Raw genomic sequence first — 22,007 nt, 5'->3', positions numbered from 1 at the left:
TCTCAGTGAAAATCAACACCCTGTCCGTCGAAAGCAGGATGTTGGTGCTGCTGCTCACTACAGCAACCGTATATAAGCTGGATCCGGCTAACTCAAAAGCCGCGTCACGCAAGGGTTCACATCTGGATCAGTCATATCGGAGAAACCAAGATGCCTCCCTAACGGAACCCTGATTGACAAACCTCATATAAACAGTGGAAAGGCCAGCTCCTTGAGGGGGCGACAGGCGTTTTCCGCGATAGACCCGGCAGCGGAATGCAAAAAAACAATTTTGACTCCCCATCTGCGATTAGAAAGACCCATCTGTTCAGTGTAATGGTGGACGCCGAGTTGATGGGCACCGGTGTTGACCCGGTGAACCCGGACGAAATCAACCTGCTCTACTACATGCCGCTCTTCAGCTTGGTCGCATGGAAGAACCGCGTACGGATCATGGTGGCGACCAAGGCCCTTATCGCATCAAGCCTGGCAAGGCGGTCTCAGCCCGCAGCTCCGCTGGCGGAAGGCTCGAGCTGCTTGGTATGTGAATCCGTCTAGAGTGAAAAACCTCGTGACGCCGAGCGTTCTCGACTCCGCGAATTTTCAGGAGTGTTGAGCTCCCGCGGTTCGACCGTCTGCGAAGAAACAGGTAGCGGTATACCAAGCAACTCATTCAGCAACGCTTCCTGTTCCGAGCCTGTCAGGTGGTCGACTCGCGAGGGAGATGCTGGTCTAAATTCTGAAAGGCGCGACAATTCCGGTTCGCCGAATAATGCTTGTGGATCGATGGAGGCGTTAGTCAAGCGATCACGTCCCACATGCCCCTCCGAAGGTTCATGGACCAAGCTCTCCGCCACAGAGCTTTCTGGCAAGGATGTACCAGGGTTATCGTACCCAAGCCCGTCGCCATTATGTGCTGGCAGAGTCGGGACTGGCACACTCTGCAGGAGGTTCAACAGCTCCTGGTGTCCTTGATCTAACGCATGACTGTTCGGCACTAACGGCACCGACTGGCCCTGAGAATCCACCTTTTTTGCCGGTTCTCGCACACCGGATAACACGTGTGACGATGCCTCGAGTTTGCCCTGCCCCTCTATTCCCTCCAACTGAAGAGGAGCCGGAACCTTTGATTCCGGATAAGTTGGCGAGAACTGATGTTCCACAGGCTCCGACAGGCTTGTTCCCGCTTGCACTCCGGTTTGATTGTGGTGCGGGAGAATGTGCAACGCTCGGCTATCGTCCAAAGTCACCACTCTCGCTTGACGATCTGGAGTCGGGAATTTGGAAGCAGCCTCGCGCTCCTGCCAAGCCTGCTTATGACGGACGGACTCTGACGCGCGCAGTGTCTGGGCGTCGTGTTCTTGCTCATTTAGCCCCCGCAGCCTCCGTTGAACTGTCACGCCAAGTATTTTTTTCGAAACTTTAATCACCTGATCGCTCAGGTATTCGGCTTCATTTTTATAAAGCTTGCCGAAAGTATGTTTAGTGCCTTTCAGTTCCCCTGTGGCGTCGTCGTAGATCGCCGATCTCTTATTGAACAGCCGCCGGTGACTTAAGATATCTCGGCCCAGTTCATTACCTTCCTTGTCCAGGAGAGATCTATAAGATTTGCTGAAAGTGCCCCCAAGTTTCCGAATCTTTGTATATGAGGTATTGTGATCTTCCGATTTTGTTGAATTCTTGGAAAAACCAAGTCCTTTGCGAGCGATAAGTTCAAGATTACCTTTGTCGTCCCGCTCAAATGTTTCCCGTTTGGAACCTACTTGTCGGGTTAGTTTGCGATAAAGTCTGTTCTCTCGTCCACTGCGGTAAGGCGCAGTCATCTCTTCGGACGTGGCCTGAAACAGCCGCCGGTTGAGCCTGCCTCGGTTGACATACCGTGTACGGATCAGGGTGTCGTTTTCGTCCCGCTCCCATTTTTCCTCAAAACGTCCGTCTCTATGTTTTACATGCTTTGTACGAAGAGTGCCGTCCTCACCGTATTGATGCCTGGTAACACTTGCCCACGTCTTCCTTTCGTGAAGACTCAAATAAAACGCTCCTGTCTCCAGGTTACGCTTCAAAACTTTCATGTTTTTTCTTAGTAGGCCGTGCTCGCGCGTCAATTCTCTTGCGTTGTCAACTCGCAGCCTTTTATTTCCGAGAAGTTTATAGCTGATTTCACCCCGAAAGCTGGCGCCCAACTTGTCGACGAGCCGAATATCCGCAGCGTATTTTTGCTTCTTCTGCGGAGCTTCGAACCGCCCGCGCCGCTTCATTGCCTTCTCTTCCGTAAGCACCGCGTTGCGCATTTGCTCAACCAGGCGCTGAGTAGCGCGGCGCATGTCGATTGTAGGGGATTTCGCGACCGTTTTCTTTGTGATGTTGACCATGACTAAGCTCTTTCAATCAGATGCTTGTGACGTGACAAGTCTCATTGCCGGCGCGGCAGTAGCAAAGTCACAGGCTGTTTTCAGTTTGGCCCCGCGGCCGACTTTCGTAGCTCCGACGGCTATCAATGATCGGTCGGGAAGTGGGCTCTGGGCGGACAAAATCACGTGAATACTTATCGGCGGGACCGCCAAGCAGTTGGGCAGCGTCCTCTGGCAGCTTCATCATAAGGCGCTTATATTCCGCAGCGCTCGTATAGGTGCCGGTCCGCTGGCTTTTTTCATTGCGATCCGCAATGAGCACATCTTTATCCGTCAGCTGCTGCACTTTGTCCGGAGAGAGGTCTCGAATGTCGCGTAGATCCGCGCCATTCGAAGCAATCACCGCTGCCTGCTCGGTAAACCGTTCAAACTTGACGGTGTTCGCATGGCTTTGTCGGCCCATCGAAAGGGGCAATCCGACTCGGCCCATCAACTGCGTGAAGTGTTCGGGATCGGAATATTCCAGTCTGGGAGGTGTCATATAACGGTTTCCGTCGCGAGCAAGGACTTGAACGCGATCCCATAATTCTCCCTTTTTCAACGCTAGCGCCCAGGGGGAATTGGGTGCGTTGTGCATCAGGAAACCAACACTAACCAAGCGATCGCGAGTCATCCCGCCGCTCCCGTCTGGCTGCCGTCCCATATTGACCGTCGCGAGCGGCAATTGTTTGTTGTGGGCTCGATTCTCTCCTGCAAACTCGGCAAAGCGTACATCCGCGCTGCCTTTTTCCCATGCTTCCAAGTATTTGGAATCATGCATAATACCTGACTTCGACCTAAGCTTGATCTCGGTGTCGTTGCCATATTGGGCCTTTATGGTGCGTTGGAATTCATCGAAGGGTTTATTCGCATAGTTGTCACCTGCGAACCTGTAGACGAAATGGATATCGTTTTGCGGAGTCTTGATCAGAATGTCAGGGAGCAGCGATCCTGCCTGGAATTCGTGTTCATAGCGCTTTTGAACTTCTCTGCGGCCATATTTCTCTGTTTGTATATACCGATCTTCTGGCTTCAATCTGTAGTTTTGATCAAGCTTTATATTTTTATCTGTCTGATAAAAAATATTGGTACCCGTGATACCCATCTCGGCATGAGCGCGATTCCACACTTCCAGCTTGTGTTGAAAACGCGATTTTGTATCGAGTTCCTGCGGAGCGGCAATCCTTTCAAATGCGAGCGGCGGCGGAAAGTAGTTGCCTGCTCCGTCCCTGTAGAGACGGCAGCTCGCATTAAATTCCGCCTTGGTCGGTAGATGTTCGAGGTTACCTTTAGTGACACCGGCGACCGCGTCACCTCCGGTTTGTCGGACAAGAATATACTCATCTGGCCGCCGGTCGTGACCCGGCAATGCCATGTTTGCAAACAAGCTGGATAAATCATTGTGTGTGTCAGCTTGCGTAAGGTGGGAGCTCGTCTCATGCAGACGGGACTCGAGGCTTTCAGTCTGAGCGGAGCTGCTGCCGTGGTCGCCAAACTCGTGGGTTTCTTGGCTACTCACCATCTCGAAATCGTTGGTCGTGTCGGAATTGACTATCTTCTGCCGCTTGGTGGAACCGTCATTGGCAGTTTCGATGCTGTGCACGCCCACTACGACGCTGTTTTCATCACTGCCTTCACTGTTCGGATTCATTATCGAACTCCTTTCAGTCAGCCAGGTCTTCGTTGGGAAGCGGGCACTGATGAACAAAATTCTCCAGCTCGATCATGTCGAGGTCCAACTGTGTGAAACCGCTTGGTTCGTGATTATCGGTCTTTTTCTGTTGGATTTCTCGATGTGTCTCGGGCGACGAGGAATTGCTGCTATTGCTGGGATTGAGTTTGACTATCGCCATTTTTGTTCTCCTGCAGGGCAGAGCCCGGCTCCTGTTGATTGCTGCTCCAGTCAATCACGGTCATTCGTGAACGGTTGCTCTACGTGGCGGTGCCGATTAACTCAGCGACACGGGGCGCGAGTCGTCCGATGGCCAGTCGTGACAGCCTGTTGATCTCTCCGGATTCCTGTGCCAGCAGGTCTTTCCTGCAGCATAATTCAGAGTCCGGATGGAAATCGACAACATGTCGAAACTACCATCCGGGACCAAATTGTTGAACGGGTTTATCGTTTCATCTGTAACCCTCGTTCAGCTTTGCGCGATCTGGTAGTTCTCATGCGAAAAGGGCAAACGGCCAAGCACAGATATCTTCGACGCGATTTTCCGGAGAGGATCGGCACGCGGTGGCCTGCAGATATCGGTTGGTCATTCCTGTACCACCGTCAGCGCTGAAAGAGGCTTCGTCGGCCTCGCTCGCGCGGATCATACTCCCGCCGTTCGTCTGGCAACTCAGCCGTATTATAGTGTTCCGCGCTTTGCGACTGAGCTTTCAAAGGCGCCGCCCCTATCAAACTGGCGGTTCGGTCCAACGCGGAGACGAGTTCCTTTCTCTTTTGCCGTACACTGAGCGAGCTGGTCTCAAGTTTCATCTTGAAATCGTACAGGGCCAGGAACTCTCCATAGACTTCACGTTCACGATCGCGCGTTGGCCATTGTCCGGTCAGTGCAGTCTCGCGCGCGAGTACAGCTTCTGTCTGCCCACGAGGCCCAAGATGAAGCACTGGCGGCTCTTGCTCTTTGCTGGGAGGTGACAGCAGGGGATCACGGCTTACCGTATAATTGTAGCTGGTTGTTGCGACACGAATTGGCATAGTAACGCTGTCGGACGATACGCTTTGCAGGCCATCCTTGGCGAGTTGGTGTGCGTAACCCAGTTGATTCAACTGATATCCGTTTGAAGCCGCTGCACCTTCAGCAGACGCGACAGGGTCTGACAAGGTTGCTCGTTGATCTGAGCGATAACTGGAATCATCTGTCCATCCACGCCCAACTAGCCCGCTTCGCCTCCATCCAGTTCCAACATGCTGCCGATGAAGCTCTTTACATTCAAGATAGGCAGGCATTGGCCTTTCGAGACGACGGCCTTCTTTCGTTCTGCGTAAAACTTCGTGGACCACCTTAAAGCCAAAAATGTGCTCCGACTCGAATTGTCCAGTCTCGGTAGCGAGCCGCGCCCGTTCGTTCCTACGACTTCCGTATGTGCCGATATTATCGCCTCTCGGGCAACTGGATCGGACTGGCGGAACAACTTGTCCGCCTTCGTCGGACGCTGTTCCTTTCGTACCGGGATTCAGCCCTTGGAGAGCCCCGTTTCCAGTCAAGTGGCTTTTGAAGCCGAGCCTCTTTATCTTGCCTCCGCCATTGAGAGCATGGCCACTGGCAATTGTGTTCTCCCGACACGCGTTCAGTCCAGAAAGTTCAACATGAGCTGCGCTCCGCATCTCCGACCGTAGGCACGTCCCGGGCCCTGTCTGACACGTTTCTTTTGAAGTTTTTTCACATCTGTGGGCCGGTCGATTGAGATCAAGCTTACCCAAAGTGCGCTTGGCCTCACTTGGGGAAGTCGATCGCGAAGGCGAGTTGAGCTCCTCGACTTCCTCAAATGGGTCATGTTCATCGCGAATCCAAGCCGAAGGGTCAAGTTCCAACAAACGCGCGTTCACCACCAAATTCTGCCACCGCGGTTGAGCAGGCTGCCTCCACCTTGCGTATGCCCGGAGTTCCGCGTTTCCCAGCGCAATCCCGTCATAAAAGAAAGCTGAGTTGGTTTCTTCTCCAGGCGCCAAACTTGAGATCGAGGAATCCTGTACCGCAGCGAGGCGGGCATCCAGGATTAGATCTTCCCATGAGGGTCGTTCGGGCTTGTCCCAGTTCTCGTACACGTCACGCTCGGGCGCTCCGAGTGTCACTCCATCATACACAAAGGATGCACGAGCGTCCTGCGCACCGTCAATTGGGGAGCCCAACATGCCCTCCAATTCGTCAGGTGGAAGTTCCTTTCCTGCTTCAAGACTTTCGTTCTCACACGAGGTCCGATCAGACTGGTTTAATTCAGCAACGCGTGCGTTCACGACGAGATCTTCCCATCCGGGCTGCGCGGGCTCCAGCCACCTTTCATATGCCAGGCGTTCCCCCTCACCCAGCGGGATCCCTTCGTACTCAAAGACCGAAGCGCCTCCCGATTCATGGAACCAGGCGGACCTGTCAATAGCATCAAGACGCGCGTCTATTATCAGGTCTCTCCACGAAGGTGGTTCCGGTTTGCTCCAGTTGTCATATACTTCGCGCTCGGGTGAGCTGAGCCTCATCCCATCATAGTAAAATGATGCAGGGACACTCTCGTCTTGGTCTATTGAGCCTTTCCGCTTGCGCTTGGGCGCATCGGACCGGAACTCCGTGCTTCTTTCAGGGGGATCGCGCTCATGCGAAACTGAAGCAGACGGGTGTAGTTCTGCAATGCGAGCGTTCACAACGAGCTCTTGCCACCCCGGCTGTCCGGGCTCCGGCCATTCCTCGTAGACACGTCGTTCTCCTTCCCCCAGAGGAACACCCTCATAGACAAAAACCGACGAGGTCGTTTGTCTGCCATCGAAATTCCAAGCGGAACTGTCGATATCATTAAGACGGGCACTCAGCACGAGGTCTTTCCACGTCGGTCGGCCCGTTTCATTCCAGGCCTCGTATGCCGACCGCTCTGCAGCGCCCAGTCTCATTCCATCGTAAAAGAAAGATGCAGATGATTCTTCCCAGCGATCCGTTTGACTGCCAGATGAGGAGCCAGCACAACGGTTCCTGAACTCCTTGGGACGAAGGACAGGGTTAACTCCGGAGTGAACGTCGGGCGAGGATCTAGCCGACGCGGTGAGCCCAATTTTTGAATTTCCCGGCGGGTTCATGGCGATGTTTCATCAATCTGCAAACTTCGTTGGTCATGAATTCACGAACTGGCATCTAACGGCGCTCACAAGGCTCGATCGGAAATGTCGTCACAACGCATTTCAAGTGTCAGGCGCAATTTCACCGCGTCGCTGGAGCGAAATGATCTGCTCGAGGAGCTCGCGTTGCGCCAATAGTGCTGGAGCTATTTCCGGAGGCATCTCGGACACAGGTTCGGCGGCGGCGGAACCGCTGCACTCGCCAATGTCACCAACTTCGTTTGACCCAGGGTAAACCTCCATCCCAATTGCGACACTATCCTCTCCATCAACCATGGTTTTACTCAGGGAAGTATCGGCTTCTCCATAGTCTGTCGGTTCGATCTGCACCGCCTCTAGCATAGTGGTGCCAGTTGCTCGTTGACTGAGATTGTCGCCAAAGAGATTCGTGTCTTCCGGGAGCATCAAAGATGCGGGCTCGGGAAGGGAACCCGCTTGGCTTTCGAAAATCCGCTTCAACATGAAATCGGAATAATATCGCACCTTCCGGAGTTTGAGAGGAGGCTGGCCCTTGATAAGGACTATTTCGTAGTTGTCGTCGAGCAGGCGGACTTGTTCGGGTCGCAAAAGAGGAGCACCCTGATCGGAGATCTGGATGTTATGATCAAACATGCGAGCTTGGCTGTATGACGTTGAGCGAGCCTGGAACGTGTATTCGCCGATAGCTTTAGAAATGTAGGTTGGTGTCTCGTCGTCAGCCGTAGCCATGAATACCTGCACGCCCGTATTGCTGAGGAAATTTTGCTTGCCGGCCTCATCATAAGTTCCGGTCAAGGCCGACAGACTCTGTATAATAAACATGAAGCGGCCCTTATAACCGGCAATCGTGGTGATTGCCGTTTCCACCGCTTCCAGCTTGCCCAAATGCTTGAACTCGTCGAGGAGAAACAGGACCTCATGCCGTTCATCCTTAACAGGCAGCGTTCGCTGAAGGATTGACACAACCTGCTGAAAGAGGAGGCGCATCAACGGCGCTACGACCTCAAGATCATTTGGGCTGACACAAAGATAAATGCAGGTCCTCTTCCGACGTAGGTCGTAAACGGAAAAATCGGATTGACTTGTCGCTGCTTTGACCAGCGGATCGGCCCAAAGATTGAGCCCGCCGTCGCCGAGCACCGATGTATAGGATGTCAGAATTTTGGTGTCATTTCCTGCCATGTTGTCGAATATGCGCTGAGCCTCTTTGTTTTGGGTTTCCTCCGCGAGTTTAGCAAAAAGCTTGTATTTCTCGCCCGGCTGAGCAAATAGGTCGTAAACGGAACCGATTGTGGGTGTGCCGCGCTCAATGCAGCTCAGGATGCCTGCAACGAAAAGATCCCTTGCGCCGTCAATGAAACCTTCTGCTCCCTTGCCCTTGGCTGTGATAAGATTGGCGGCGAGGCGGCGCGTTTCGGTAAAGCGCCGCTCGGGTGGCAACGCGGCGATATCCAGTACAGGATTGTAGCAGTGCGTTCGCCGCTCTGGATCTAACGGTGAGAACTTGAAAACCGCGTCGCCGCTCGATTTACGCGCTCGCGACGTGAGTTCAAAAAGCTCACCCTTCACATCCAAAGCAATCACCGAGCCCTGAAAGGTTAGCAATGTCGGAATAACGACGCCAACGCCCTTACCGGCGCGGGTTGGCGCGACAATAAGGCTGTGAGGTTGGTCTCCATTGGTTAGATAGCTTCCGAACCAGCGCGGCCCACATATCTTTCCGAAGATGGGGCCCTTGATGCGACTGTATCGCTGGAGGTAGCCGGCGTATCGCATTTCGCCAACCCCGGCCCAGCGAGCAGTTCCGTGATGCTCGGGATCGCGCATCGATAGGAATAGTTGGCACAGCAGTATGAACGCGGAGGTGGCAAATATAATCGCCAATCCGTGATAGAAGATGGGGCTTGCGTATCCCAAATAAGGTGGTGCCTCGTACAAGAACGCGAAAACGCTGAACGTCATCATCGCTTCGCCAGTAAAGCCATGGCGGAATGTTGCATAGAGACTTGCCGCGCAAAACCCAGCGACCAGTGAACATACTATGCTTATAGCTAGGCGTATTGGCGTGTACTTGCCTGAATTCATCACGTGACCACGCTTCGATCCCCTATCGGAAAGGGCAACTTGTTGTGCGGATAGCTGAAACTACCGCCCATAGTCTTCACGCATACGGGATTCCCTCGTATCAAGCGGCGCGTCGCGGCTGTGTCCGCTGCGACCCACGGATTGCGCCCCGGTGCGATCGGTAGGTTGCGCGCGATTTGCGCCGGGCATGATGTCGCGGACATTTTTTACGCTTGAAGTTTCAGGGTTATCGGCGTGGTCGAAGACATGAGCGGGATGTATGAACTTGGCAAAAAGGTCTTCGGCGCCATCCGCCGCTCTGGAATTATACGTCGCCGGCGTCATGTAAGCGTTGTCTGGTGATTTGAGCCAAACATTCTCCGTGCCATACGTGTTCGTCACAGTGGCAAGTTTTTCCAGCCTGAGGAGCTTTGGCCAAAACGCAAAGAAGGTTCCACCACGATGCTGAACCATCACCTCCGGATTGTGCACACCTGCCTGTAGCGGGAACTCATAGTCATGATCGCTGACTCGTGGTCCAGCAGGTGTATTATAGTGATATTGCCTATCGGTCTTCAGCCTGCTGAAAGTGTTCTCGGAAAGACCGAGCGCCTTCATTCGTTCGAGATACTTTTGGGGACCGAGATGCAAAAGAAGCTGATTTCGGGGCATATAAGATGTTTGTGCGCCATCCACTTTTTTGACCAGGATCACACTGTTGTCCAAGTCCTCCGCAATGGGCCACTTCCCTTTTCTTTCAAATATTTGTCGGCATGTCTCAAAGAGCACGACATGCTCCCACGGATGGGGCCACGGGGGAACTGGCTCGTTCCCGATCAGCAGGTTATCACCAATATGTTCAGCATCAAAAATCGTATGGGTTGACGGGTGCCGCGGCTGGTAAGCTTGGGACGTGCTGAGGTCTGGCCGAACCTCATCTCCTAACGCGACCTTTTGTTTCCCCTTTTCAAAAGCTATGTTAACACGCGATGCTTCGCTGATATGCGAGGGCTCTACGGTGCTCAAGCCAGGAAGGTCCTTGCGGATCGCTTGTGATGATCCAGGCGCGCGTTCGATGCTCGTTTCCGGGGCAATAGTGGGCGAACCCACTTTCTCGAAAGCCTCATTCAAGCTGACCCCATGGAAATCGCCTGTAACATCCCGCGCGGAGCGAGGTCTCTTGGAATGCGTTTCAGATAGTGCGTCGATTCTAGCCAGTTCCTCGTCGGTCAAATCGGGGAAGTCATCGGATTTTGCTTCTGGTGGGCTAAATTCAAGCCGAGAACCCTCCCGATGGACCGCAGGGCTTGCACGCAGCTCGTCGGCACCCGCAGCAAAATCCACTCGCGAGAGAACATTATCCGGCATGACCGGATGAATATTGGGTGCAACATCCCGTTTCGAAGTGGTGCGAGGTTCAGATAGTGCGTCGATTCTCGCCAGTTCCTCATCGGTCAAATCGGGGAAGTCATCGAACTTTCCTTCTGGTGGGTTCAACTCGAGCCGAGAACCCTCCCGATGGACCGCAGGGATTGCACGCAGCTCGTCGGCACCCACAGCAAAATCCACTCGCGAGAGAACATTATCCGGCATGACCGCATGAATATCGGATGCAGAATTCCCCTTCGAAGTGGTGCGAGTTTCAGATAGTGCGTCGATTCTAGCCAGTTCCTCGTCGGTCAAATCGGGGAAGTCATCGAAGCGCTCTTGCCGCGGCCTCACAGCTTGAACCGAACTTTCATGGATCGATCCTGAAACTGTTTGGCCATCGAGCTCGTTCCGCTCGTCGGAATCGTCAGTGTTAACGTCTTCGAGGATTTGGGTGCTTGCAATGCTGGGGGACCCTGCGTCAGTGCTTGAATCCCCAGCGGCTATGTTAGCAGGAAAACTCTGAGTACTGTGTCCATAAGGCGAAGCACTATCGTCAAACTCATGAAGGTCATCTAACCCCGGCCATGAGGAAAGTTGTGGAGTCGACGGAACGCTGTTAGCCGCCCCCTCATTATCCCTGTCGTCTTCGATCGCGTATGGCGCAGCGTCGAATGTTTCTTCAGGTTGCCCCTCTCCTGCAATGACGGTGTCCAGACTTGAAACCAACGTGGTTGTGTCAACAGGAAGCGTCGAAATTTCATGTTGAGGTTCCGAATAACTCTCTTCAATCTCCTCGAGATCATCCAGCCCCATCACAGACGCGTGCGACCCTTGCGACCTGGGCGCCGTAGTCGCGCCTTCCTCCACAGTCAGAGGTCTTGCAATCATATTGATCTCGTTTTCTGAGGGGGCGCGCTGCTTCGCAACGGATTCACTATCGTCACCAGACTGCTCATCTTCGCGTGATCGCTTTGTTCCTCCTTTGCGAAAACGTGACGATGGAGTCGCTTCGCGGCGGCCTTCGGCGGCGTATTCCTGTTCAGTCTCACGCAAGTATTGCCTTGTCGCACGAAGATACCGTTCGCTCATCGGTAAATCTGCAGGTCCGCCCGCGGGAGCCTCGGTTGATCTCAGTGGGATTCCGGCATGGGTATTCCGGACATGGGCTGCTGGCCCCTGATTTGCGGTTGAAGTACCCGGAAGGTCGGGTAGGCCGCCAGAAATTGGTGATCGTGAGAAACCAGTTGTTGTCATGGGGTCCGTGCCGTCTTGTCGGACAGCGGTCGATCGTGGTGTGAGCGGGACTGGTACAGTTCTGGCTCCTGGGCTATTCGAAGTCACGGGAGCGGAGCTGCTGAAGTCTCGACGGAACTCTTCGTCTGCCATAATTTAGTTCCTTTCCACCTTCGATGTCTCATCCATCCTGGCTGCGCCCATCTCTTGCACGCTTGCGAACGCTCGGTTCGGCGTCATCATCGCGTGGACGCTTAGAATTTGGTTCTCCCTGCCGCGGCCGATCGGCTGGAGGCGGCAACAGGTCTGCTGCGCTGTTGGTCTGTCCAGGGGCCCGCAGAGGAGTTGATTCAACAGGCTCTATCGGCGATGTATCCGGATCGTCCCGGTCCTCCCCTACGCCGGTGTGGGCCCTCCCCGCCTCAAGATTGTTCACCCTAATGCGCTTTGCGCCGCTCTGCTCTTCCTCGTCACGGCGAGACCGTTTTGGATGAAGCCGTTGCCGATCGTCACGTTTGCTTGTTGTGCGCGTGACGGGTTCTATTGCCAGGCGGCGAGGACCAGAACGCCCCTCAAGGTTCCGCCCGGTGTCTCCGGCGACACTGGGAGAGCCGTTCTTCAAATTGTGATCGCGCCCATCGGCTTCAGAGCTGCGCGGTTGAGCATCGTAGCCAGACGCCGACTGCAGACGCCCGTTTCGTGCCGAGCCTTCTGGCATATTTGGGAGTGGCTCACCGTGCGAAGAATCGAAAGATCGTTTCAGTTCCCGGTGAGTTCCTCCCGGCGACCACGATTCGACATCAAAATCCTCGAAACGATCTTGTTCGGCCTGTTCGCGCTCGATACGGCGATATTCTGCATACGTGATTGGCCGCTCGGTAATGCCACGTTCTGCTCGCGAGGTTGCGTCAAGAACAATGCCGTGGCGAAGCGATATCTCTGCCATCCTGACACGCAATGCGTCGTAATTGAGGTGGGGGTGGCGTCGGGATATTTTCAGCCATTCCCGCCCAAAAAGCTCCCGTCGGTTGACCACGACATGCAGATGCGGATGATCGCGATCTGTATGAAAGCTTGTAAGATAGTTGTAGCGGCCGCCACCATTGCCTGACCCAAACATGTCGGCCGCCCATTCGCGGCTTGCTGCATGAGCCGACGTAGGATCCGTACCTGGGGGGAAGCTTACGATAATGTGCGTGGTTAAGTCCTGTTGCCTTTGCTCGTCCGGCAGGCTCTCGTCATAATTTCCGGTCTCCAGAACCCAGCTCCGAGCAAACCTGGTAATTTGATCAGGCGGTAGCGGAATATCGAGGTGCCGGGCTGAGAGCCGGAGCTCCAACTTGCCCTTCCTGGAGAGATATTCCCACTGATTAATAACCTGCTGAATGGTTTTAGTTCCGCCCCTAGGCACAATTCGAATGACAACCTGAGCTGGATCGGCCATCCCGCACCCTCCTAAGCAGGCGCAACATCAATGCTGCGGAGCATCTTTAAGCATTGAGCACCCATCTATCCGTCGTCGTGATACGGATAAGATGGAACGGAGCAAGCCATCGAGATCAGCGAAAGCCATACCGAAAGCGATGCGTTCATCTCGCAGAGCCTCCAAATCCATTTCCGGACGTTCGGCATAGGCGGAAAGCAGCGCCGAGATATTGTTTGAAAGCGTTCCTATTGAATGAAGTATTGCCTCCATTTTCTGACGGGTCTCGGCTTCAATTTCGAGGAAGCCGCCAATGCGGCGTACCGCGACTCGTATGGCCATACTGTCGGAGAGCCCGAGCAACCGTGCCTGGCTGGAAAAACTCTCGTACTCGGCCAATCGCAAACGCGCGCTCACGACTTTGAAGCTCTCAATCTTCACACTTTCATACGAGGCGGTGGCGACGCCATTCGAGGTGGGCGTGCTGTTTTGCGACATAGCTTCCTCCACTGAAGGATGGAAAGATCTAGTTTTTTCGCGGAACCACCGCGTTGGCAAAGTCAATAACTAGTGCTCAAAACGATCGCAATCAAGAATAAAAGAGGAATACTGCATAGTCTATCGTTACATCTGCAATTTATATGAAACGAATCTGAAATATAAAATCGCGTGAACCAGCATACCTTTCATGCTATTCGTGCGAATACATGAACCAACAGAAATACAATTTGTCATCACCCGCGATACGGCAGGAATCACATGAAACTACTTACATTTTGCTCATTCAAGGGAGGCGCTGGCAAAACGACTGCGCTTATGGGTCTCTGTGCCGCCTTTGCAAACAGCGGTCGACGAGTGGCTCTATTGGACGCGGACGAGAACCGACCACTCAGGCGATGGAAGGAAAATGCTATACGAAGCAACACTTGGGATCCTCTCTGTGAAGTTTATAGCGCAGAGGAAATGTCGCTTCTCGAAGCGGGATATGAGGAGGCCGAGCGCCAGGGTTTCGACTATGCGCTAGCGGATACACATGGTGGTTCGAGCGAACTCAACAATACGATTATCGCTAGCTCAGACATGCTTTTGATCCCGACTATGTTAACGCCGCTTGATGTTGATGAAGCACTTTCAACTTATCGCTATGTGATCGAGCTCTTGTTGAGCGAGAACCTGACGATTCCAACGGCCGTGTTACGCCAGCGCATGCCGGTCGGCCGCCTCACCGCCTCGCAACGGGCAATGTCAGACATGCTAGAGAACCTCCCCGTCGTTCAGTCGCCCATGCACGAGAGAGATGCATTCGCGGCGATGAAAGAACGGGGCATGTTGCATCTAACGCTGCTGAATACGAAAACCGATCCAACGATGCGCCTCATCGAGCGGAACCTCAGGATCGCAATGGATGAACTCGTCGTCCTTTCACACTTGATCGGCGATGCCTTGGAGACCTGAAAATGGGAATTCGCAAACCCGTTTTGTCGGTAGAGAAGGCTAGGCAGCTTGCTGTTGCTCGAACCGAGACAGTACGGCCTCTCCTGCCGATAGCAGCCCCCAACTTGGCCGTTTCGCAGTTTTCCACCGATATCGATCTGGCGCCGCGTCAAAGTCGGCCAGCCGCAACCAGACATGATCATCCCGATCAGCATCCAACGCCTACGGTCGATGCCCTTAGCGCGCCTGCAGGTTCCGAGAAGGTACAAGTGTTTCTTTCGGCCCGTCCGCCTGCGCCAGATGTATCGGCGGTTTATGACAACCTTATCCGTCAATACAGCCCTTGCAAATCGCTGCAAATGATCTTGCGCCGAGCGCTCAGCGATTTCGAGATAATGCTGGCCGATGGATCGTTTCGTGCCGCGCCGAAAAGCTATCCGGTCCGTGATATCACCCCTGAAAAGTCCATCCTTGTTCAGACCTCCCGTATGTTCCCGGTGTCGCTGCTCCAAGTCGCTCGCAGTCATTTTGATCCCGTGGGACTAGAGACCGCGCGGGCCTTCGGACAGAAGCTCGCCACTGCGGCGCTGGCATCCTTCTTTGCTGGCGAAAAGACCCGCCGTTGACCTCTTAAGAATGACGCGACAGGCCGCCCGAAGGCGGATCGTTTGCAGGTGTGGCCAGGAAAGTTTGTCCCTGGCAGTCGGATCAACCAAGCGAATTGTGACACACTACGATAACGCGAAAATTCGGGTCCGTCAGGCGGCGATTACCCCGCCGTAAGAGATATTCACATCCGCGTCAAAAAAATAGCCGGCACCCCGCGCTGTTTTGATCAACTTTGGGTTTGTCGAATCCCGCTCAAGTTTCCGGCGCAGCCTCAATATGAGAACATCAATGCTCCTGTCATATACTTCCTCCTCACGCACGCGACACGCGATGAGAAGCTGCTCACGGGACAGGACATCACCTGGCTTTTCAAGGAAAGCGACGAGAAGATTGAACTCCCCTGCGGTAAGTTTCACCTCGCTACCCTGTGTGGACATCAAACGGCGTTGCCTGAGACTAAGTGTCCAGTCAGCGAAACAAAACAAGCGCCGGTCTTTGGTTCGCACCACATTGGGTCGCACGCGCAACGCAACACGGAGGCGCGCCAGGAACTCGCGTGTTCCAAAAGGTTTTGCGATAAAATCGGTTGCCCCCAGTTCGAGCGCAACAACTTTGTCTGCCTCCTCAAGGCGATCGCCGCTGATGATTATAATCGGAACATCGGATTTTGTGGCCAGACTGCGGACGATCTCAAGTCCGTCTTCACGCCCTAAATTGAGATCGACGACGACCACGTCGACCGTCTCAGACGACATTACGCGGTTGAATTGTTGACTGTCTGATACGGCAGTGACCTTCAACGCGTGGACCGTAAGACACTCAGTGATAAGATGGCGCATGGCGGCATCGTCATCGATGACAAGAACGTGTTTCAACAGTTTACCTTTCAATTCCCGATTCTGTGGAACTCACAGTATCTAGACAAGCAAAGGCTGTACGCATCGTACCGCTCGTCAATTTTCTCTCGCTATACGGATACTTCGGCAAATTTTCGGCTAAACCGCGCATGACAATGCTAACGGCTTGTTTCAGTTTGATGACAAAGGTTGCTCCGACTTGACGCTGCAAAAGGCGGAGCCAGGATTTTGGCATGGATATCTAGTGCTGGTTTAGAAGATCTCCTATCGTTTCGCCGCGCCGGCGGGCATCGGCCGCGAGCCATATTTCGCCAACTTCGTAGACATCGCAGTAGGCGCGGAACGGGACGATGACATCAATTGCCGTTGCGAGCATGTCGATTAGCGTGCGATCTTCCAAGCTGGCCCCCTGGGCGCTGCTCTTCACCAGCGAAAACAGCTTTTTGAAGCCTTGGACGGGATTTGCCCCATGTATGGTTGAAATCGACCCGGGATGTCCTGAGACGACTTCACTCAGGTAGGCCCACGCGGCATCGTCACGCATCTCACCCAGCAGTATTCGATCAGGCCGCATCCGAAGACTTGCCTGGAGCAGTTGTTCCGCAGTCACAGCACCCAGTCCGACCCCATTCTTGGAGTAGAGCAGCCTGACATGATTCTCATGGGGAATGACGAGTTCGAGCGTATCTTCAATGGTGATCAGCCTTTCTTGCGGCGGAATAGCACTGATCAAGGTCTTGCTCATTGTTGTCTTGCCACTTCCAGTGGGACCGCAAAGCAACATTGTCAACTTACCGACGACGCATGCACGCAAGAATGATTCCAGATCGCCGCTGTCGTAGTGTCGAAGAATATCTTCGTCTTGTCGATCTTGGCACGTTTTCCGCATCCGCCACTTGTTCCACTGGCGAGCATCGTAACGAGACGAGACTTCGCCCAGTCCCGAAACGCGAATGCTTGGCCGTCGAATCGTCAAGCTCACCGTGTCCGATGGGACCGTTGGCGGCAAACAAATTTGTATTCGTTCGCCGCCGGGGAGTTCAGCGGCGCAAAGAGGATTGCGCGGGCCGACATCTTGTTTGCGCGATGCGCCCGCTAAAATGGCGATATCTTCGAGATCATCATAAGAGAGGGGTAAAGAGAACTTAGTGAAAACCCCTGCCTGGCGTACAAATGCTTCCCCAGGCCGATTTATCGCCACTTCTTCAGTCTTCGGATCATCGAGCCATTTCAAGACGGGATTGAGAAGGAAGCGCAATTGCGGATTTACTGCCATGTGTGCATCTCCGATGCTTTGGCTATCTGAGAATTAACGCCGATGCCAACTCTTCGCCAATCCACCAGTTATGTGAAGCTGGTAGATGTCTGAGAAATCCAGGTCCCGTGCTACGAAGATGGAGACGGTATCACCCTGATTCTTCTTCAAGGTTGGGGGAATGTTTATGGTCGCCCTCAGGGCTGTGTCGGCCGCTTGTTCACCGTTATTTTGAAAACTGTTGAAGCTGGTCCCGCCATCCGAACTGCCAGCGTAATGACTTGCCGCTTGCACGGCGCCCTGGACGACGCTCAGGAGCATAGCCCCACCGAAACGCTTCCAGAAGTGGTTGTCGACCGTGCCTGGCAGTCCGGATCGGCCAAGTTCGTCAGCACCCGGAGAAAAAAGAGAAACGACGGCGTGAGCCGGCGTCTCGGCGCGATTCCAGAGAACAAAAACACGGGCATCTCCCTGTTGCAGCCCATGCTGGATTTCGCCCACCACGGTCGTGCCGCGATCCAGGAGCACAACATTGCCGGTTGCTCCGCGTATGTCCCCGGGCAGCACACATTTTACATAGCCTGCCAGGTTTGTATCAATGGCTGTTTGCAGTATGCAGGGAATGATCGTCCCTTGCGTAACTGTGAAATCGGGGTGCGGCAAAAGCGCAGCACGGCTGGGTTCCAACACGGTGGGGTTCATGCGGATTGAAAGATCGTTTTCAGCAGACGCCTCAGACTCCGGTAATGAGCTGGATTTCCTATTATCCTCCCCGTCGCTGTGAATATCGGCGTTCCGCGTAGGTTTGTCACTCTGATCACTTCCGCTATAGGCAAAGATTGGTGTTTCTTCCGGCCGCACTTCGTTGTGTTCTCGCTGATGTTGATCGGGCGGAGAGGTTGCCTCAGTGGTTGGCTGGGAAGCCGTAGGGTTTGAGGGGATGTCAATCGGCGCCGGCCGAAAAGGCTTGGTGTTGGCGTCGATCATTGTGTCTGGGGGAGAGGGCTCGGTCTTTTTCTTTGGACGCGCACCAAGCCAAATCAGACCCAACGACAGTACGAGAACCAGACCGGCAACAACAAGCTTCTGCGATCCCGAAAGACGTCGGCGATGAGGATCGGAGACCAGAGATGCCGATGCATCTATAGCTGCTCCAGGTTGAGAGTTGACTTCATTCATCGCCTCGCCCCCTTCAGCACGCGCATTACATCGGGTCTGACCGTACCAGTCCCAGTCTTTCGTCCGATGGCGTCATATGCTTTATTCCAGATGCACAGCACGGTATGACCGTCCCGCAGACGCCACTCCCGGGCGACCGAGGCGACCTCCACGTAGTCTCCTTTAACTGAGTAGTTGGCAGTGGCTTCCTTCCCATCTGGATTGACGACGTAGATCGAAGGTACACGCACGTTTCCGGGAAAGCGGAATGTCGTGGTAGATCCGTTGTCGAAGACCTCGAGCGGCCCCAGCGAACGGTTTCCTTGGGCAACATAGTTCCAATTTTTTGCACCCGGGACGCCGGTTGCTGTCGGCTGATCCAACAAGTCCTGTGCTCGATGCTGGTATTGTGTTTGCGCTCTTAGCCTGCCCGCCAGCTCTCTCTGTTCTGTCTCTTTTCGGCGAGCAGCGGCAGCATCGGCGGGATAAGTGAATTGCACGCTGTAGTAGAGATCGGGCGTCTCTTTATCGAGACGAGACATCGTCTTTGTCGTGAGGCTGAAAACATAGCGCCGCATTCCTGCGTCGCTTGCAGTCAGCACTATGACGGGCTGTGGCTGGAGGACCTTGCTTGCCTTGAAGAACAGATAATTGCCGCGGGGCAGAGCCGCGAGGTCCTTGCTGTTGGAAACGGCGACGGCTGTCACGGTCTCGTTGGCACCGAATGTTACGACCACGGTGGCCCCAACAGCGGTTGAAAGGTGCACAACCTGATCAGGGTTGTAGGCGAGATAGCGCATTCGTGGATCTTGGGTGCCGACCGCTGGCGTGTCTTCCGCCTTCGCCCCGCTCGTAACAAAAAGCACACAGGCCAGTGCCAAAAACAGAAGCTTGGTCATTGCTGGCTCCGCGTCGCGTTCGAAACCGTATCTTCCGAGGTTTGATAGGAGGTGACAATTAAACCGCCTGGATTGGTCAGCCTCAGTCGGCTTGGCAAGTTCGTCAGTTTTTCATAGCGGACTGTTGCGGTCCAGGTGGTTACTATGGGAGTCTGCCCGTCTATGAGGAGGGCGCGTTTGTAACGGATCTGCTGCACACCCGGCATGATCTCATTTGAGCCGATATGGTCGACTTCCAGCTTTCCGCGCTTGCCGATTATGGTTTGGGGCGAGCTTGGATTGGGATAGTTGAAGAATTGCTGATAATCTTGGCGCACAGTTGGAGCACTGAAGTCCGAGACCAGATCATAGGCATATTGGGCTGTATCCGCCGTATAGCCTTCGCGCAGACGGACATACTCCCACAAAGATGCATTAATAACTGCTTGCTCCTGCGTTGCAGGCAAGCGCGAAATAGACACTTCACTGTCAATCGTACCGTCAGGGCGTACCCACAGATAGACTGGCACAAGTTTGTTCAGTGGGACCATCGTGGCGATAGCGAAAGCCTGCGCCACATTTCCCACGACCGCGACAATTGCCATAGCGCCCAAGGCTCTGGAAATTCGCCGAGCTGATTTGGCACGCGCAGATTGAAACGCTTGTACTTGCTTATAGTGGTCCGCCAATGCTTCCCGCTCTACCAGCAGGGCATGTTCAGGGTCCTTCATTTGCTCCTCCCGCGTTTCCAGGCTGAAGGTCCGGCTGAGCAGGCTGCCATCGCCCGACGTTCAGCGGGAATATGGGCCCCTTGGGGCTCGCCAACTGGTCATGTGATTGACAAGACGCCAGGCCGAGGATCAGAAAGAGCAGACAATATCTCATAGGATTCCTCCATTCATGGGGCTTAAGCTAACGGCGGACTACCCGGGCGAAATGGCGATTTAGGCTACCTGCAGCTTGCGTCGCACCGCTCCAGTAGCTACCTCCAATATTTCCAGCGATTGCCGGAAGTGCGACGATCAGAGCATCTCCCGTCAGGAAGAACATATCGATCTCGTAAAGGCCGATTATCTTGGCGGCGGTCGTGCCGGCAGAAGTGACCACTCCCAACATTACTGCGAGCGCGGTCGCTTCCGTCAGAATCACAATAGTCGCCACTATGTTCAGTAGAAGAAGAAGTATCCCGTAGGTGACAAGTTGGCCGATCCATTTCGCTGCCATATCTCTGGTGCGATCGAAGAGATAGCCCACCAGGAACAATGGGCCGATCGCCAGCAGCACCTTGGTGAGAATTCCGACTGCATCGTAAATTCCAAACGCCGTCCAAAGCGTTCCGTAGAAGATCCATTGTGCGCCTTGAAAGGCGAGGATATCTTGGTCGTTCATCGGCCCGATCTCAGAAGCAATCTTCTGGAAGGCTACCTGTGTTAGCGAGAACATCGTGTCGAGTTGGGCGGGGATGGTCTCCAAAGGAAGACCACTGACACTGAACCGCCGAATGAAGTTTGGAATCGTATCCTCGAAAACCGAGGCGATGTAATCATGATAGTCTGCTTGCCCAACGACAAGGGCACCGACGATCGATACCATGATAACCCGAGTAATGCCGCTGCGTGCCTCCATCTCTCCACGCATTACAAGGATGCCCTGGACTATGATCCACAGTGTCACGCAAGCCACGAGAGGTGCGCTCACTGCCCGTTGAATATCCCCAAGCAAAGTGTCCAGTCCGACTGTAAAGGCGAGATCGAAAATCGTGTGTATCGCCGTGAAAGGCGCTGGAATGCTAAAATTCATTTGCCCTTACCTGGATTCAGCCTTAGATTTCTGTAGGAAAGGTCGGCTCTGCTTCTGGACGAGGAGCAAGGGGCTCAATGAAGCGAAGCCGCGCCAAACATGAGCGCAGTTGCCTGGTGTTCCTTTCGTTGGGCCACCGCCTCTTCAGCTTCGTGCAGGCCCGCCTGTGCTGTGGTCATCGTCAACAGGCTGGTTGCCTGAATGTTTTGGATAATTGCATCGTGGATCTGTTTGAGAAGCAACCCGTTGGTGACAGTTGCCTGCATAATGTTGCGTGAACGGGAGAGCTGGGTCGCTGTCTCAGAATTTGCCGTAAGGCGCTTGTCCATTGCATCCAAATTATCAGCAGCGACACCGGCAGCATTTGCAGCGCCCGCAATCTGTTCGCGCAGGAGACTTCCTTCAGCGTCGTTACCCACGACTGCCCGGTCGGCATCCAAGGTGATCGCACGCGCCGTTGTCGAAGCGGGCATCTGGGGCGAAAACATTTCCCTGTCGAGTTGATTGGGAGAAGGATATTGGTTCTTCTGATCGAGCGCGGACAACAGGCCGGTGACGCCAAACGACGATGTCAACATTGTCACCATCGTGATCAACTGTTCGAGGTTCGCCGCGGTATTGATGGCCGTTGTCAGCGTTTCGGCCTCCGTCGGAGGATCACTGACAACAAACTGTGCTCTGGCGGTCCCCGACAGAAGCAGGCATATGAATAGTGCGTTTATTGCAAGCTTCGTGGTTTTCATGACTTC

19 protein-coding genes are annotated in these 22,007 nt (G+C 54.1%); 3 read left to right on the top strand and 16 right to left on the bottom strand.

What is annotated here, in order from left to right:
* The first annotated feature begins 255 nt into the window (after nt 1–255).
* A complete protein-coding gene (locus ASB66_RS24000; protein ID WP_060716591.1) occupies nt 256–537 on the top strand; it encodes a hypothetical protein in 282 nt (93 codons plus the stop codon).
* Here ASB66_RS24000 and ASB66_RS23995 read toward each other — a convergent pair.
* From ASB66_RS23995 to virD1, 8 genes are all read right to left on the bottom strand, one after another.
* A complete protein-coding gene (locus ASB66_RS23995) occupies nt 534–2,351 on the bottom strand; it encodes a hypothetical protein (protein ID WP_060716590.1) in 1,818 nt (605 codons plus the stop codon). The genes ASB66_RS24000 and ASB66_RS23995 overlap by 4 nt on opposite strands.
* A 67-nt stretch (nt 2,352–2,418) precedes the next feature.
* A complete protein-coding gene (locus tag ASB66_RS23990; protein ID WP_060716589.1) occupies nt 2,419–4,020 on the bottom strand; it encodes a VirE2 family protein in 1,602 nt (533 codons plus the stop codon).
* 13 nt (nt 4,021–4,033) lie between these two features.
* The gene (locus ASB66_RS23985; RefSeq protein WP_060716588.1) at nt 4,034–4,222 is read right to left on the bottom strand and encodes a hypothetical protein; all 189 of its coding nucleotides are present in this window, start codon (nt 4,220–4,222) and stop codon (nt 4,034–4,036) included.
* Between the two features lie 422 nt (nt 4,223–4,644).
* Nucleotides 4,645–7,158, bottom strand: coding sequence for a virA/G regulated protein (locus ASB66_RS23980; protein ID WP_070149665.1), 2,514 nt, complete (start codon nt 7,156–7,158; stop codon nt 4,645–4,647).
* A gap of 102 nt (nt 7,159–7,260) precedes the next feature.
* A complete protein-coding gene (virD4, locus tag ASB66_RS23975) occupies nt 7,261–9,261 on the bottom strand; it encodes a type IV secretion system ATPase VirD4 (RefSeq protein WP_060716586.1) in 2,001 nt (666 codons plus the stop codon).
* 60 nt (nt 9,262–9,321) lie between these two features.
* A complete protein-coding gene (locus ASB66_RS23970; protein WP_060716585.1) occupies nt 9,322–11,700 on the bottom strand; it encodes a hypothetical protein in 2,379 nt (792 codons plus the stop codon).
* 325 nt (nt 11,701–12,025) lie between these two features.
* Nucleotides 12,026–13,288, bottom strand: coding sequence for a relaxase/mobilization nuclease domain-containing protein (locus ASB66_RS23965; RefSeq protein WP_081088915.1), 1,263 nt, complete (start codon nt 13,286–13,288; stop codon nt 12,026–12,028).
* 27 nt (nt 13,289–13,315) lie between these two features.
* Entirely contained in the window at nt 13,316–13,765 is a 450-nt protein-coding gene (virD1, locus tag ASB66_RS23960; RefSeq protein ID WP_060716583.1) for a T-DNA border endonuclease subunit VirD1, read from the bottom strand.
* 261 nt (nt 13,766–14,026) lie between these two features.
* Between virD1 and ASB66_RS23955 the strand changes: the two genes are divergently transcribed.
* Both ASB66_RS23955 and ASB66_RS23950 read left to right on the top strand, forming a co-directional pair.
* On the top strand, nt 14,027–14,722 hold the full coding sequence (locus tag ASB66_RS23955) for a conjugal transfer ATPase VirC1 (protein WP_060716582.1): 696 nt from the start codon (nt 14,027–14,029) through the stop codon (nt 14,720–14,722).
* A 2-nt stretch (nt 14,723–14,724) separates the two neighbouring features.
* Nucleotides 14,725–15,327 (top strand): conjugal transfer protein VirC2, encoded by a 603-nt coding sequence (locus ASB66_RS23950; RefSeq protein WP_070149663.1) that lies wholly within the window; start codon nt 14,725–14,727, stop codon nt 15,325–15,327.
* 132 nt (nt 15,328–15,459) lie between these two features.
* On the opposite strand, the gene virG is transcribed toward ASB66_RS23950, so the two are convergent.
* The 8 genes from virG to virB5 form a co-directional block, all read right to left on the bottom strand.
* Nucleotides 15,460–16,200 (bottom strand): two-component system response regulator VirG, encoded by a 741-nt coding sequence (gene virG, locus ASB66_RS23945; RefSeq protein WP_409049998.1) that lies wholly within the window; start codon nt 16,198–16,200, stop codon nt 15,460–15,462.
* Nucleotides 16,201–16,408: 208 nt separating this feature from the next.
* A complete protein-coding gene (gene virB11, locus ASB66_RS23940) occupies nt 16,409–17,443 on the bottom strand; it encodes a P-type DNA transfer ATPase VirB11 (protein WP_060716580.1) in 1,035 nt (344 codons plus the stop codon).
* Between the two features lie 33 nt (nt 17,444–17,476).
* Nucleotides 17,477–18,601, bottom strand: coding sequence for a type IV secretion system protein VirB10 (gene virB10 / locus ASB66_RS23935; protein ID WP_060716579.1), 1,125 nt, complete (start codon nt 18,599–18,601; stop codon nt 17,477–17,479).
* Nucleotides 18,598–19,479 (bottom strand): P-type conjugative transfer protein VirB9, encoded by an 882-nt coding sequence (gene virB9 / locus ASB66_RS23930; RefSeq protein WP_060716578.1) that lies wholly within the window; start codon nt 19,477–19,479, stop codon nt 18,598–18,600. Before virB9 ends, virB10 begins: the two co-directional genes overlap by 4 nt.
* Entirely contained in the window at nt 19,476–20,189 is a 714-nt protein-coding gene (locus ASB66_RS23925; protein WP_060716577.1) for a type IV secretion system protein VirB8, read from the bottom strand. Before ASB66_RS23925 ends, virB9 begins: the two co-directional genes overlap by 4 nt.
* Nucleotides 20,176–20,343, bottom strand: coding sequence for a type IV secretion system lipoprotein VirB7 (locus ASB66_RS23920; RefSeq protein WP_081088913.1), 168 nt, complete (start codon nt 20,341–20,343; stop codon nt 20,176–20,178). The genes ASB66_RS23925 and ASB66_RS23920 overlap by 14 nt, the downstream gene beginning before the upstream one ends.
* Nucleotides 20,344–20,370: 27 nt before the next feature.
* Nucleotides 20,371–21,258 carry a type IV secretion system protein gene (locus ASB66_RS23915; RefSeq protein WP_060716576.1) on the bottom strand — a complete coding sequence of 296 codons (888 nt, stop codon included), beginning with the start codon at nt 21,256–21,258 and terminating at the stop codon, nt 20,371–20,373.
* 74 nt (nt 21,259–21,332) lie between these two features.
* Nucleotides 21,333–22,001 carry a pilin minor subunit VirB5 gene (gene virB5, locus ASB66_RS23910; RefSeq protein WP_060716607.1) on the bottom strand — a complete coding sequence of 223 codons (669 nt, stop codon included), beginning with the start codon at nt 21,999–22,001 and terminating at the stop codon, nt 21,333–21,335.
* Between the last annotated feature and the right edge of the window lie 6 nt (nt 22,002–22,007).

Origin of the sequence: Gillisella vitis (assembly GCF_001541345.2) — a bacterium.
In the GTDB taxonomy this organism is placed as follows: Bacteria; Pseudomonadota; Alphaproteobacteria; order Rhizobiales; family Rhizobiaceae; genus Allorhizobium; species Allorhizobium vitis.
This window is presented reverse-complemented; position numbering and strand designations above follow the sequence as displayed.